This window comes from Caballeronia sordidicola (assembly GCF_000729995.1).
Taxonomy (GTDB): Bacteria; Pseudomonadota; Gammaproteobacteria; order Burkholderiales; family Burkholderiaceae; genus Caballeronia; species Caballeronia sordidicola_A.
Genome location: NZ_JNFG01000041.1, coordinates 1 through 14,453, shown reverse-complemented (window position 1 = coordinate 14,453; position 14,453 = coordinate 1). Strand labels below are relative to the sequence as shown.

Below are 14,453 nucleotides of genomic sequence, written 5' to 3'. Positions count from 1 at the left end.
ATGAGAGGGAGGTAGCGTACGTCGAAGGCATCATTGTCAGGTGTGTACGCAGGCATCGCGGACAGTATTTGTCGGTCGCTTGGGGGGAAACGAGGCCGGCTGTTTCCCGGTCGCGGAATGTGTCGCGCAATTCATGGTGACTCGCTCGCCGCTTTCGCTAACAAGCTCGCGCTCTCGGTGCGCATTGCAGGCGCTTTCCGCGTTGAACGCAAAGCAGGGTTCTTTGGCCCTCGGTGATCACGGCAAGCGCCGCGATGCCCGTTCCGCCGAGTTCAGGCCTGACCACGCCTGAAGACTGAAATGCACAGGATTGCCGACCTGAGAGAGAAAGCGTCATCAAGACGCTTCAAGGCGAACACGCCTCGCGGGGAGATGTCATGGACATCGAGCCACCGCGTGTTTGACCTTAAACCAAGAAAAAAGTGATACCGGGGAAACACATGTGGCTGTTTGCTTTGTTCCAGGCTAGAACCTTGTTCGGTCGTATCGTCAAGACAGGGTCGTGCGGTGCGGCGGCCGTCGCGCTTTATGCGGGGCTCACCTCGACACCGCCGTCGGCTACCCAGATTGCACTGTCGCTGGCGGTGATCGCAGCGCTTTGGCTGCATGGGTATCGGGAAGGCAGGCGGTCGTCGTATGCGTCGGCGCAATGCGAGGCTGAGATTCGTGAGGACGAAGGCCGGATTCGGGTAGCCGGCGGCGGTGTCGATCTCACGTTGCATCTCGTCTCGCGAAGGCTCACGGTCAACAAGGTGGCAAAGCGATTTGTCTCGACCGATGCCCCCGGCGAATTTCAACGGTTGCGCTCAGGCCGCTTCGAATGGCCGTTCCGGGCGCTGGCGGTCGCGCCTGAGCCTGCGTCGAATGCCGGGAGCGTTCGCTCAGGGTCTGGAGCGTCAGCAGCACGATGGGCGGGCGAGGGCGCTACTTCGACTTCCGATATCGATACCGGCGAAACCACGGCGCTGACCGGCGAACGTGAAATTGATGTGTACTGGAAGCACCCGGGCCAGGGCGACCGCCTGTTGTTTTCGGTAGCCGGCCCGGGAGGAAAATATGAAGCGCTGGACCGCGCGTTTTCGATCTTCGCTGCATGGATCGATCGAGAGGACGAAGCACGGCGCGCGATCGAGCATCGTCATCAGGCGGAGGCGTGGCAACGCGACTGGGAAGCGAAACGGCTGGCAGAAGAAAGCGATCACGCGCGCGGCAGAGGGGACAGCGCCTTCGACGAAACCGATCCCCACCTGCGGGTTGTAGCCAAAGCGGCCAAAGCAATCATGCCGTTGAGCAGGTGGTAGCCGCCGTCCGTCCGCTTGAAAATGCGGCAGCGGAGTGCGGTCGTCTTATTCCGCGGAAGGCGTAAAAACGCGCAGACGATGACCGTCGGGGTCCAGCGCGACGAAGGTAAAGCCGAAATCCATTTCCGTCGGCCGCTGGATGATTTCCAGGCCGCGCTTGACCCAGTCGGCGAAGAGGCTGTGCACGGTGTCGCTGTTGTTCACCGCGAACGCGAGTTCGCCACCGCCACCCGCCGCCCCGGGCGACGCGGGTTCGACCGTATGCTTTGACCACAATCCCAGCTTGAGACCCGACTCCAGGATGAACATGGCGAACGTCGGCGAGGATTCGACGGGTGTCTTGCCGAGCAGGCCCGCATAAAAATCGGCGCTGACGGAAGGGTTGTCCACGTACAGGATGATGAAGTTGGGATCGGTCATGGGTTCGCTCGCGTTGGGTCGATGGAAGTAGCCGCGGTGCACGGCCGGGAATCCAGCAACGATCCGGCGATTAACTGCCATGGCCGGTGCTGAAGTTGAACCCATCGTAAGCGTAACTGCTGACAGTTTGTGTCAGCAGTGCAGGGGTTGTTGCCGTGCTCTATCACCGGCGTGTGCACCAGCACCCCTTGCCGTCCACCCCTCACCCCAGCGCCGCCGCCACGACCGCGGACAAATTCCCGATCGAAAATGGTTTTCGAAGCAGCGAGATATTGTTGCCCATCGCGGCGTCCAGAGCAGAGGTGTCCGCGTAACCGCTCGCGAAAACAATCGGCATTTGCAGACCCTGGGACCGCGCCAGTTTCGCCACCGTAGCGCCATCCAGATGCGGCATCGCGAAGTCCAGCACCAGCAAGTCGGGTGGATCGCTTGCCATCATGTGGAGCGCCGCGCGCCCGCCCGTCGCCGAGTCCACGCGATACCCCAGCGAGACCAGCGTTTCGACCATGAACGTACGAACATCCGGATCGTCGTCGACGACCAGGATTCGCGGCGCACTCTGGTCGCTCGCATTGACAACAGCCGACGCCGACGGGTCCGGCGCGGCGGCTGCAGCGGGCGAACGCCGCAGAAACAACGACACCCGGGTGCCGCGCGGACTGCTCTCGATCTGCGCATGGCCGCCCGCCTGCTGGCAGATGCCGTACACCTGGGCGAGACCCAGACCGGTTCCCGCACCCACTTCCTTGGTGGTAAAAAACGGCTCGAACGCCCGGGCCGCGACATCGGCGGGCATGCCGGTGCCTGTATCGGCGACACTCAATTCCACGTAGTCGCCATCGGCGAGATCGGCGTCGTCCGTGATCGTCCACGCCAGCGTGCTGATGCGCAGCACGCCGCCCGTGGGCATTGCGTCACGTGCGTTGATGGCGAGGTTGAGCAAGGCGAGTTCGAGCTGAGTCGCGTCCGCCACGACCTGCGCGTCATCGTCGCCGAGTTCCAGCCGCAGGTCGATCCCGGCGCCCAACGTGCGGTCGAACAGATCGGCCATGCCGTGTACAAGCCGCGCCAGTCCAACCGGTTTCAATTCAAGTTTCTGGGAGCGCGAAAATGCCAGCAATTGCGCGGTGAGCTTGGCGCCGCGGCTGACGGCCCGCATGGCGTTGCCGGTCCAGCGCAGCACGCGCTCGGGGTCTGACGGCGCGCGCTTCACAAGTTCCAGGTTGCCGTGAATGGCCTGCAGCAGGTTGTTGAAATCGTGAGCCAGGCCGCCGGTCAACTGTCCGACCGCTTCCATTTTCTGCGCCTGATGCAGGCGCGCTTCCATCTGACGTTGTTGCGAGAGATCGGAGATCACGCCGCAGATCAAACGGTCCTGGTCGCGTTCGGATTCGAGCGCCTTGAAGCTGCAATAGACGGGCGTTTCCCCGTTGACCGAGAGCACCGTCAGTTCATCGCGGGCAGTACCCGTAGCGCTTTCGCGGATCAACTCGTGCAGGCGCGCGTGCTGCCCGTCGAGCACAAAAGCGCTGAACGCGGACCCAACCACGTGCTCTACCTGGGTGCCGAGCAACTGCCCGGCACGTTCGTTGGCGTAGAGAATGGTGCCGTCGGCGGAGAGCATCACCGCGCCTTCCTGCATCTGCTCCACGAGCACCCGGTACGGCCGGTCCGCGCTCTCGAGCGTGTAGATGCGGCGGTCGTCGTCGCTGCCGACCACCACGGCGTCCACTGCGCCGCTGCGGATGGCGTCGAGGGTATCTTCCGCCTCCCGAAGCCGCTCGCGCAGCTCCTCGATGGAGGCAGTTTCCAGTGAAGCGGAGTGGGATTGATCGGACATACGTGTCAAGGTTTGATCAACGCGTCTGAGGACGGATCTAAAGACACGCCTGAGGACGCGCTAGCGGCTACGTTCGACACCATCACGCCGAGCGCGGCCAGCACCTTGTTCGAATCCGACAGGTCACCGATCACCCGTCGCAACGGCCCGGGACGCAGCTTGACCAGCGTCGGCGCGGCAATGATCTGGGCCGCGACCGCGGCTTCCGGATGCAGGTAGATGTCGATCACTTCAAGCTCGAAGCGGCCCGCCGCGTGTGTTTCCAGCAAGCGCCGAGCATTGTCGACGGCACGCGTGGAACGCAGCGTGTTGCCGGTCACGTACAGCCGCAGCACAAGCGTGTCCGATGCCGGCGGAGGCGGTGCGTCATATCCACGGCCCCCGCCGCCTCCACCGTCGGCTTCGACGGGAAGGGCACTCACGAAGGGGCCCTCGGCCGGATGTCGAGGCCCACCAGCACGCGCTCGGTATTCGACAAATCGCCGATTACTTTCCTGAGCGGCGCGGGCAGACGCCGCACGACGGTCGGTATCGCAAGAATCTGGTCGGCGGCCGCAAGTTGCGGGTTGATGCGCAGATCGATGACCTCGATCGAATACTCACCGGCCAAGTGCGTGGCGCAGAGCGCTCGAAGATTGCGGATGGCTGCCATCGATTTCGGCGTTTCCCCCGCTACATATAAGCGCAGTGAATACGCGGCGGCAACCGGCATTTCTGCGGTGTCCGGTTCGTGTTCCGTTGGCGTTGACGAGTCCTGTTCGGTCATTCTGTCGATCCCCGCTGTTGCGCCATTCGGGTACGGTCGGTTTCCTGCAGGCGCTTGTGTTCGTCGCTTTGCTCGATTAGCGCATCGAGTTCCGATGCTTCAGCGTCGAGCGCCGACTGCAGTTCAGCGACCTGCTGTTCGACCGCCTTGCGGCGCCGTGCGAGTTCGCGTTTCTTTTGCATCACAAGCTCGTCGCGGGCGGCGGATTCGTCGCGTTCCTGCGCCTCTTGCGCGAGCCGCGCGGAACCTGTCAGGACGCCGCCTGCGCCTATGTATGCCGGCACCATCGCGATTCCCTCATTGCTGATCTGATATTCGCGGACCTGGTTCGAGTGATCCATGCCGCGCGATTTCAGCACGTAGACAAGCCGGTTGCGCTCGCCGTTCGTTTCAATATGCGATAGCGAAATCCAGGTATCCATGAGCGACGAAATGCTGCGGTCGTTTATGCTGGATGCCTGGTCGATGCTGCTGAGACTTGTAAAAACTGCCGTAATGCCGCGCGATTTGAGGAGATCGACGAGCCGCAACAGCGTCGCTTGCACTTCAGACTCCACGCCACGCAGCGACGAAATCGGGTCGATCACGACGGCGGACGGCTTGAACAGGTCGATGTCGCGGACCATCCGCGCCAAATGCATTTCCAAGCCGAAAAAGCTGGGCCGCGCCGATTCGATCCTGAGCGTGCCACTCAGACAGTGCGCAAGATCCACGCCCACTGAGCGCATGTTGCGCACGATCTGTTCGGGCGACTCTTCAAAGGCGAACCACAGCGTGCGTTCGCCGAGTTTGCAACGGGCCTCCACGAACTTTGCGGCAAAGGTGGTCTTGCCGGTTCCCGCCAGTCCCGACATGAGTACGCTGGAGCCGACGAAATAACCGCCGACGCCCAGCATGGAGTCGAGATCCACGATGCCCGTGGAGATGACGTCGCTCGAGGTCAGATGTGCCAGGCCGGCCGATGTAATGGGGAGGACGCTGATGCCGGTGGTATCGATAAGAAACGGGTATTCGTTGGTCCCATGCGCCGAGCCGCGATATTTAACGATCCTCAGGCGCCGCGTGGTGACCTGGTTTTCGACGCGGTTGTCGAGCAGGATCACGCAGTCGGACACATATTCTTCGATGCCGTGCCGCGTCAACTGGTTCGGGTCTCCAGTTCCACGCTCCGCGGTCACGATGGCGGTGACGCCGCGTTCCTTCAGCCAGTCGAACAGGCGTCGCAACTCGGCGCGCAGCAATACGACGTCGGGGAAACTGGCGAACAGCGCTTCGAGCGTATCGAGTACGACGCGCTTTGCGTTCACACTCCGAATGGCGTAGTCGAGTCGCACGAACAGCCCTTCGAGGTCGTATTCGCCGGTGTCCTCGATTCCAGCCGGGTCGATCTTGACGTGATCGATGGCGAGTTTCTTCTGATCGATCAGCGACATCACGTCATAGCCAAGCGAAGCCACGTTCGCGGCCAGGTCCTCCGCCGATTCCTCGAAGCTCACCAGCACGCCCGGTTCACCATACTTCAGGACGCCTTCGACGAGGAAGGTCATGGCGAACAGGGTCTTGCCGCATCCCGCTGCGCCGCACATCAAAGTGGGGCGGCCCGCCGGCAACCCGCCGTGAGTGACGTCGTCGAAGCCCGAAATGCCTGTCGGCGATTTTGAAAACACTGCTCCGGTCATTGTTTTTCTTTAGAAGGTTTATCAGGAAGGCATCGGCCGGCCCAGGCTCCGGTTCAGACTCCGGTTCAGGCTCGATCCCTGCGCCAGCTGGTCGATGGCGACAGCGCATCTTGGCATCGCGGTCCACACTATGCAATCCACAAGATCGCGGTCGCCGGTGTCCGCGACAGCCGTCTATTTTTTACACCCTTGGCGCGCGCACCCCGACCCGTACAATCGGGTGCAGCGCCGGACAGAAGATATCGAGCACCGAGAGGTAGGATTTTGAACCCAGTTTCCGGAGTTTTGCAGGCCGCCATGGACGACAGCGAAGAAGCGATTGCGCGCGATGTGGCCATTATTGGCCGGATCGGCGCAGTTCCGTCCATGCTGCGCGTGATCTGCAAAAACACCGGCCTCGGCTTCGCGGCGGTGGCGCGCGTCACCGAGGGAACCTGGACCGCCTGCGCCGTGCAGGACGACATTCAGTTCGGGCTCCTGCCTGGCGGCCAACTCGACGTGCACACCACGCTGTGCAGCGAGGCCCGTGCCATGCGCCGGCCTGTTGTTATCGACCATGCGAGCCTGGATCCGGTCTACCGCGAGCACCACACGCCGCGCATCTACAACATCGAGAGTTATATCTCGGTGCCGATCATCCTGCCGAACGGCGACTATTTCGGCAACCTGTGCGCAATCGATCCGCGTCCTGCGCTGCTGTCGGATGCACGAACGCTCACCATGTTCACGCTCTTCGCAGAACTGATCGCGTTGCAACTGGAGAGTGAGAGCGAGCGCTCGGCGACCGAAGCTGAGCTCCTTGACGAGCGGACGACCGCGGAGTTGCGCGAGCAGTTCATCGCCGTGCTCGGCCACGATATGCGCAATCCGCTTGCCGCCGTGGGCGCAACCGCGGAATGGCTGGTACGACGCAGCAGCGAACCGGAACTGGTCAGCATCGGCACGCGGCTGCGGGCGACGACCCGGCGCATGTCGCGGCTAATAGACGACGTGCTCGATTTCGCGCGGGGACGGCTTGGCTCGGGGATTGGCGTGTCGCTTGCTCCGGCTGATGATCTCGCCGACGCGCTGCGCCACGTCGTCGCGGAACTGCGCGATGCGAATCCGGGGCGCGTTGTGCTGGAACAGATCGCGGTGGACGGCTGTGTCCACTGCGACCGGGGGCGCGTCCAGCAACTGCTGTCCAATCTGCTTGCCAATGCGCTGACGCATGGATCGCCGGATCAACCGGTGCGCGTGGCGGTATCGGTGGATGCGGGCGAGTTTGAGGTCTCCGTCTCCAACGCCGGGGCGCCGATCGCGCCGCAAGACCTGGAGAAAGTCTTCGAGCCGTATTGGCGGCCGGCAACCAGTCAGCCGGGCGGCGGGCTGGGGTTGGGGCTTTATATTTGCTCGCAGATCGTTAAGGCGCATGGCGGGACGTTGAGCGTGAGCTCATCGGCGCAGACGGGGACCTGTTTTGTGGCACGGATTCCAGTGAATGACAGGGCGTCGAAATGAAAAATGCAAGGTATCGGATGTTCGTCGAGTTGACGCAGAAACAGAGGCAAGCATTGAAAGAAATCTCCAAGGCTGAAAACCGTGCCGAATCCGCGATCATCCAGGATGCGCTCGATGAATACATCGCGCAGCACAAGCAGCCAATTGCTTCCGACGTGTTCGGGCTATGGGAGCATAGACAGATCAACGGCCTTGAGTACCAAGCCCTGCTTCGGTCTAATGGTGAGCACGTTGGGCCTCGTATGTGACTTGATGCGGCGGCGCGGATCAACCCCCTAAACGTTCATATCACCCGTTAGAACGACGTCTGGCTGCGCGGTCGCGCGGCCCCAACGCTCCGTTGCTGCCAATTCGCCGCCACCTCCCTCGCGACAGACGCGCCTCTCAGCCCCCCAACCCTCTCCATACAAACCCGTATTGTCCGCGCCAATTCGCCGCTGCTATCGTTCGCAGGCACTTGTGGAAGCGCTTCCACTCCACTGCTCAAACAGGAGTCCTCGTGGCACTCGACGCATCCGTTGTCTCCAGCGATCCGTTTTCCCCACCATCCGATTCGGCCCTCTGGCGACGAGATTTTCTGCTCGGCGCAGCCACCGCCTCCTATCAGATCGAAGGCGCCGTCAACGAAGACGGCCGACTCCCGTCGATCTGGGACACGTTCTCGGCTACGCCCGGCAAAGTGCTGGCCGGCGACACCGGCGAGGTCGCTTGCGATCACTATCATCGATGGGAATCGGACCTTGATTTGCTTACCGCGCTGAATGTCGATGGGTATCGCTTATCCATTGCATGGCCGCGCGTGATGGATGAAGCGGGGCGCCCGAACCAGAAGGGAATCGACTTTTATAAGCGCCTGATCGGGCGGCTGAAAGAGAAGGGCCTCAAGACCTTCGTCACGCTTTATCACTGGGACTTGCCGCAATATCTGGAAGATCGCGGCGGCTGGCTGAATCGCGACACTGCGTATCGCTTCGCCGATTACGCCGACCTGATGAGCCGCGAGCTCAGTGGTCAGGTCGATGCCTGGGCCACGCTCAACGAACCGTGGTGCTCCGCGTATCTCGGCTACGGCAACGGCCATCATGCGCCGGGTCTGGCGAACGGCCGCTACGCGACCCAGGCCATGCATCATCTGCTGCTTGCACACGGAACCGCCGTGCCGGTCCTGCGGGCTAACGATCCAGCGTCGCTCAAGGGCATTGTCGCGAATGTGGGCCGCGGTACCGCCGATACCAACAGCGAAGCCGACGCACGCGCCGCGCATCTTTTTGAAGTCCAGCACAACGCATGGATTTTGGACCCGCTGTTGAAAAAGGCTTATCCGAAGGACCTTTTCGAACTATGGCCGGGCACCGAGCCTCTGGTGCTCGAGGGCGATATGGAGACCATCGGCACGCCGCTCGATTTCCTCGGCATCAACTATTACTTCCGTACCAACGTGAAGAGTGATGGCGCGCATGGTTTCACTGAAGTGCCGTTGCCGGACGTCGAGCGCACGCAGATGGGCTGGGAGATTCATCCCGATGGCCTGCGCGACCTGCTGATCGGGTTCAACAAGACATATCCGTCACTGCCGCCGATCTATATCACCGAGAACGGCATGGCGTCGGATGACAAGGTAGTCGATGGACGAGTCGATGATGCGCAGCGCATCTCGTTCCTCAAGCGCCATCTTGCTGCCGTGGATAGCGCGATCAAAGCCGGCGTCGACATACGCGGCTATTTCATGTGGTCGCTGATGGATAACTTCGAATGGGCCTTCGGCTATGAACGTCGCTTTGGCGTGTTCCATGTCGACTACAAGACGCAGAAGCGCACCATGAAACACAGTGCCGAACTGGTTGCGAAGTTCCTCGCGGAACGTAATGCCAAGGCCGGTGCCTGACCCGCAGTTCGATTTCAATGCCGACGCCGTTGGACCCCATGAACTACAGGGCCAAATGAAAGACATAGCCCGGAGGAGACTCAATGAACAGCATGAAGAAACTGGTGGTGAGTGTCATTGCCGCTGTCGCGGCCGTTGCGGCTAGCAGCGCCGCGCACGCGGATCCGGTGAAAGCGACCGTGATCCACTGGTGGACATCGGGTGGCGAGTCAGCGGCCATCAAGCAGTTCGCCGATGCCTACAACAAGGCCGGCGGTTTGTGGGTCGACCAGGCCGTGGCCGGTGCGGACCAGGCGCGCTCGACAGCCATCAACCGCATCATGGGCGGTGATCCGCCGACCGCAGCACAGTTCAATACGTCGAAGCAATTCCACGACATCATCGACCAGGGCTTGCTGAACAACGTGGACGATGTGGCGGCCAAGGAGAACTGGGACAAGATCTTCCCGCAGTCGATCATAGACAGCATCAAGTCGGGCGGGCATTACTACGCGGCGCCCGTGGACATCCACATGCCGGCATGGTTCTTCTATTCGAAGCCGGCGTTCCAGAAGGCCGGCATCACGAAAGAGCCGGCCAACTACGATGAGTTCATCGCGGATCTGGACAAGCTGAAAGCGGCCGGCGTGATTCCGCTCGCGCTCGGTGGTCAGGCATGGCAGGAGAAGATCACCTTCGACGCCGTGTTCGCCGATGTTGGCGGCCCGGACCTTTATTTGAAGGTATACCGCGATCGCGATGTGAACGCGGTCAAGTCGGACGCGTTCAAGAAGGTGCTGACGCAGTTCAAGCGCCTGCATAACTATATCGACCCGGGCTCGCCGGGCCGCAACTGGAACGACGCGACAGCACTAGTGATCTCCGGCAAGGCCGGCGTGCAGATCATGGGCGACTGGGCGAAGGGCGAATTCTCCGCAGCCAATCAAACGGCAGGCAAGGACTTCGGCTGCTTCCCGGGCTTCGGTCCGCATTCGCCGTATCAGGTCGCCGGCGACGTCTTCGTCTTCCCGAAGACCGATGACCCTAACGTGATCAAGGCGCAGAAGCTGTTGGCGACGGTCATGACATCGCCCGCTGCGCAGGTTGCGTTCAGCGCGAAGAAGGGTTCGATTCCGATTCGCTCGGACATCGACGATTCGAGTCTCGACATGTGCGCGAAGGAAGGCATCGCGATCATGAAGGACAAATCGCGGCAGTTGCCGAATCCGGAAATGCTGACGCCGCCGGATATCAATGGCGCGTTGCAGGACGTCATCACCAACTTCTGGAACAAGAACCAGTCGGTGGAGGATGCGCAAAAGGCCTTCGCGAGCGGGCTGAAGAGCTGATGGCATCGATGCCCGCCGGCAAGACCGTGCGCGCTCCGGCCGGCCACGCGAAGCGCAAACCGCTGAGGAAGCGGTTTGCGCTGGCAGCCTATATTGCGTTGTTGCCAATGGAGCTCACCGTTGTGTTCGCTTATTTCGGCACGATGTTATGGAGCTTGCGCACGTCGTTCACGAACTCGCGCACGTTTGCATCGAATAGCTTCGCGGGCGTGTCGCAATACGTGCGGCTCTTCAATAACGACCGGTGGATGCTGTCGCTGCAAAACATCGTGATCTACGGGGTTTTGTTCATCGTCATATGCCTCGCGATCGGGTTGCTGCTGGCGGTGTTCATCGACCAGAAGGTGATGGCGGAGGGCGCGCTGCGCACGGTGTTCCTGTATCCGTACGCTATGTCGTTCGTCGCAACAGGTCTGGTGTGGCAGTGGATCCTGAATCCGGAACTGGGCATTCAGGAAGTGCTGCACAGGATCGGTTTCACGCATGCACGCTTTGACTGGATCGTCGATCAGGATCGCGTGATCTACACGCTTGTGATAGCTACGGTTTGGCAGGCGTCGGGGCTTGTGATGGCGCTGTTGCTTGCGGGGCTGCGCGGCATTGATGAAGAGATCTGGAAGGCGGCGCGTATAGATGGCATTCCGCGCTGGCGTGTCTATGTCAGCATTGTCATCCCGATGCTGGGCGCGTCCATTTCAACCGCCTTTATCCTGCTGTTCGTGATGGTCATCAAACTCTACGACGCGGTGATCGCCATGACGCAGGGCGGTCCCGGCACGGCAAGCGAAGTGCCCGCGAAGTTCATCATGGACTATCTGTTTGGACGCGCGAATCTGGGGCTGGCATCGGCGGCGTCAATCGTTCTTCTCGTGACCGTGCTCGCGATCCTCGCGCCGGTCTTTTATATTCGCAGCCGCGCATTGCGGCTCAGGGATTCCCGATGAACGCGCCACGCCACCCCTTAAAACGCAGGTCGCGCTTCACGCCCGCGCGCCTGGGCGTGTACGCGTTCCTGCTGACGTCGGCTTTGTTTTTTCTGCTGCCGTTGTATGTGATGCTCGTCACGTCGGTGAAGCCGATGGCGGAAATCCGGCTTGGCAATATCCTGTCGCTGCCGGTGCATTTCACGCTTGATGCGTGGCGTGTCGCTTGGCAATCGGCGTGTACGGGACTGGATTGCCAGGGCATCCAGGTCGGCTTCTGGAACTCGGTGCGCATCGTTGTGCCGAGTACCGTTCTGTCCATTCTCGTTGGTGCGGTGAACGGTTATGCGTTGTCGTACTGGAAACCGCGCGGGGCCACCACGTTGTTCGCGATCCTGCTGGTGGGCGCATTCATTCCCGTGCAGGTGATGGTCTATCCGCTCGTGCGGGTACTCGCAACGGTGCATCTGTTCAGCTCGTTGCCCGGCATTGTGCTGATCCACACCATCTTCGGCATGCCCGTGATGACCCTGCTGTTCCGCAATTATTATTCAGCGTTGCCGCATGAACTTTTCCAGGCGGCGCGCGTGGACGGTGGCGGGTTCTGGCGCATCTTCCTGCAATTGATGGTGCCCATGTCTACGCCGATCATCGTGGTCGCCATCATCATGCAGGTCACCGGCATCTGGAACGACTTCATCCTGGGTCTCGTTTTTGCGGGCACGAAGAACCTGCCGATGACAGTACAACTGAACAACATCATCAACACCACGACGGGCGAACGCCTCTACAACGTCAACATGGCGGCGACCATCCTCACTTCCATGGTGCCGCTTGCCATCTATTTCGTTTCGGGTCGCTGGTTCGTCCGCGGCATTGCTTCCGGTGCGGTCAAGGGTTAGTCCAGGGCTCATTCATGTCTACAGTCATGTCGAACGTTTCAATCCGCGACCTGGAGATCCAGCTTGGCTCCCATACGATCATCGAGTCGCTCGACCTTGAAGTTGAGCCGGGCGAGTTTCTCGTATTGCTCGGACCTTCGGGCTGCGGTAAATCCACCTTGCTGCATAGCATTGCAGGACTGATCGATGTGAGCGGCGGCAGCATCGAAATTGGTGGCCAGGATATGACCTGGGCCGATCCGAAAGATCGCGGCATTGCGCTCGTGTTCCAGTCCTACGCGCTGTATCCGACCATGAACGTCGAGCGTAATCTCTCGTTCGGCTTGCGCATTGCCGGCACGCCTAAAGCCGAGATCGAGCGGCGCGTCACGCGGGCGGCCGAGATGTTGCAGCTTGGGCCGTTGCTTAAACGCAGGCCGGCGCAGTTGTCGGGTGGGCAGCGTCAGCGCGTGGCGATTGGCCGGGCGATCGTGCGTGAAGCGGACGTGTTCCTGTTTGACGAACCGTTGTCCAATCTCGATGCAAAACTGCGCACGGAACTCAGGCGTGAGTTGAAGCAACTGCATAAACGCCTTGGCGCAACCATGATCTACGTGACCCACGATCAGGTGGAAGCGATGACGTTGGCGACCCGCATGGCGGTCATGCGCGGTGGGGTGATTCAGCAGATCGGCACGCCCGCGGAGGTGTATGCGCATCCGAATAATTTGTTTGTCGCTACGTTCCTTGGCTCGCCGGGTATGAACCTGCTGAAGGGCGCGTTGCGTCGGGAGGACGGTGGAGTGCGGTTTCGCAATGAGCACGTTGATATCGATGTCTCCGCGTACCCGTTTCTTCAGTCACCGTCTGAGCACCAGCCGTGCGTGCTCGGCGTGCGTCCCGAGGATGTAGCGATCGATCCGGGGTTCGAGCATCGCGGCACGGTGTCGCTTGTTGAACCGATGGGCAATCACCGGGTAATTTGGCTCGATTATCATGGCGCCCAGATTGCGTCGATCGCGCAGGACACGGCGACGGCGGAGGTTGATGAGATCACCGGGTTTTCTATTGATGGCAAGCGCATCTCGCTCTTCGATGAAACTGGCGGCGATCGGCTTTAGGGTTTCGTTCGCACTCGGGGTTCTGTTAAGGGTTTGCTGGTGCTGGGGGTTTGGTCGTTGGAGGTAGTGGTGGATCGGTGGTGGGGTGCTAGGTTTTGGGGTTAGCGGTCGGGGTCATTGCCGGGTTGCTGCTTTCGGCCTTAGTGGTCTGCGTGAGTTGGATGTTTTCTTTATCACTATTAGCCACTGTGCGTGGCGGCACGTCATTTCTTTGTCCAAAGCGACAAAGAAACGAAGCAAAGAAAACGCTTTCAGAACGAGGGCTCGTAAGTTGACCTAGCGTGCAGTTTCTGAGTTTTTGGCACCCCAAAAGCACGGTGCTCGCCAGAACCACGGATGTGTGAAACCCTCTTTCTCCGAACACGGATACCCACACGCTTCGCCACCAGTGACTGAACCTGCCCAAGGGGCACCCCGCGCTATCCGCGAAAAACCATCCTTCGAATTTGTACGAACGTCGAACCATGTCGCCAACCGACCTCGAAACAAGACCGCTTGAACGCAATGAGGCCCTACCGACAAACTAACCGCGCCCGATCATGCCGACCAAGCAGCTAACCCACGAAGAGCCGCGGCAGCAGATACGCGTGAGGCCGAGCTGGTTCTTGGGCAAGCGTGCTTGCCCGAGAGCGTACGGGGCGAAGCGTGTGCGTGTAAGAATTCGCGAGAAGGAGGGTTTCACACATCGGTGGTTCTGGCGAGCACCGTGCTTTTGGGGTGCCAAAAACGTGGAAACTGCACGCTAGGTCAACTTATGAGCCCTCGTTCTGAAAGCGTTTTCTTTGCTTCGTTTCTTTGTCGCTTTGGAC

General features: G+C 60.8%; 13 protein-coding genes. 8 read left to right on the top strand and 5 right to left on the bottom strand.

Annotated features, from left to right (window positions below):
* Positions 1–440: 440 nt before the first annotated feature.
* Positions 441–1,301, top strand: a complete 861-nt coding sequence (locus FH08_RS0129710) for a hypothetical protein (RefSeq protein ID WP_031361846.1) — start codon at positions 441–443, stop codon at positions 1,299–1,301.
* Positions 1,302–1,346: 45 nt separating this feature from the next.
* Here FH08_RS0129710 and FH08_RS0129705 read toward each other — a convergent pair whose 3' ends face one another.
* From FH08_RS0129705 to kaiC, 5 genes are all read right to left on the bottom strand, one after another.
* A complete protein-coding gene (locus FH08_RS0129705; RefSeq protein ID WP_031361845.1) occupies positions 1,347–1,721 on the bottom strand; it encodes a VOC family protein in 375 nt (124 codons plus the stop codon).
* Positions 1,722–1,923: 202 nt separating this feature from the next.
* Complete coding sequence (locus FH08_RS0129700) at positions 1,924–3,561, bottom strand: PAS domain-containing sensor histidine kinase (protein ID WP_031361844.1); 1,638 nt, start codon at positions 3,559–3,561, stop codon at positions 1,924–1,926.
* 5 nt (positions 3,562–3,566) lie between these two features.
* A complete protein-coding gene (locus tag FH08_RS50100; RefSeq protein WP_063771240.1) occupies positions 3,567–3,983 on the bottom strand; it encodes a circadian clock KaiB family protein in 417 nt (138 codons plus the stop codon).
* On the bottom strand, positions 3,980–4,327 hold the full coding sequence (locus tag FH08_RS48695) for a circadian clock KaiB family protein (protein ID WP_035567413.1): 348 nt from the start codon (positions 4,325–4,327) through the stop codon (positions 3,980–3,982). Before FH08_RS48695 ends, FH08_RS50100 begins: the two co-directional genes overlap by 4 nt.
* Positions 4,324–6,006: a circadian clock protein KaiC gene (gene kaiC / locus FH08_RS0129685; protein WP_031361841.1), complete on the bottom strand. Its 1,683-nt coding sequence runs from the start codon at positions 6,004–6,006 to the stop codon at positions 4,324–4,326. Before kaiC ends, FH08_RS48695 begins: the two co-directional genes overlap by 4 nt.
* 297 nt (positions 6,007–6,303) lie before the next feature.
* On the opposite strand from kaiC, the gene FH08_RS0129680 reads away from it, so the two are divergent.
* The 7 genes from FH08_RS0129680 (at position 6,304) to FH08_RS0129650 (ending at position 13,644) form a co-directional block, all read left to right on the top strand.
* Positions 6,304–7,506, top strand: coding sequence for a GAF domain-containing sensor histidine kinase (locus tag FH08_RS0129680; RefSeq protein WP_031361840.1), 1,203 nt, complete (start codon positions 6,304–6,306; stop codon positions 7,504–7,506).
* Positions 7,503–7,754 (top strand): hypothetical protein, encoded by a 252-nt coding sequence (locus tag FH08_RS0129675; protein WP_031361839.1) that lies wholly within the window; start codon positions 7,503–7,505, stop codon positions 7,752–7,754. The genes FH08_RS0129680 and FH08_RS0129675 overlap by 4 nt, the downstream gene beginning before the upstream one ends.
* A gap of 251 nt (positions 7,755–8,005) precedes the next feature.
* Positions 8,006–9,391 carry a GH1 family beta-glucosidase gene (locus FH08_RS0129670; RefSeq protein WP_031361838.1) on the top strand — a complete coding sequence of 462 codons (1,386 nt, stop codon included), beginning with the start codon at positions 8,006–8,008 and terminating at the stop codon, positions 9,389–9,391.
* A gap of 83 nt (positions 9,392–9,474) precedes the next feature.
* Positions 9,475–10,719: an ABC transporter substrate-binding protein gene (locus FH08_RS0129665; RefSeq protein ID WP_031361837.1), complete on the top strand. Its 1,245-nt coding sequence runs from the start codon at positions 9,475–9,477 to the stop codon at positions 10,717–10,719.
* On the top strand, positions 10,719–11,663 hold the full coding sequence (locus FH08_RS0129660; RefSeq protein WP_031361836.1) for a carbohydrate ABC transporter permease: 945 nt from the start codon (positions 10,719–10,721) through the stop codon (positions 11,661–11,663). Before FH08_RS0129665 ends, FH08_RS0129660 begins: the two co-directional genes overlap by 1 nt.
* Positions 11,660–12,544, top strand: coding sequence for a carbohydrate ABC transporter permease (locus FH08_RS0129655; RefSeq protein WP_031361835.1), 885 nt, complete (start codon positions 11,660–11,662; stop codon positions 12,542–12,544). The genes FH08_RS0129660 and FH08_RS0129655 overlap by 4 nt, the downstream gene beginning before the upstream one ends.
* Positions 12,545–12,558: 14 nt before the next feature.
* Positions 12,559–13,644, top strand: a complete 1,086-nt coding sequence (locus tag FH08_RS0129650; RefSeq protein ID WP_031361834.1) for an ABC transporter ATP-binding protein — start codon at positions 12,559–12,561, stop codon at positions 13,642–13,644.
* The last annotated feature ends 809 nt before the right edge of the window (positions 13,645–14,453 follow it).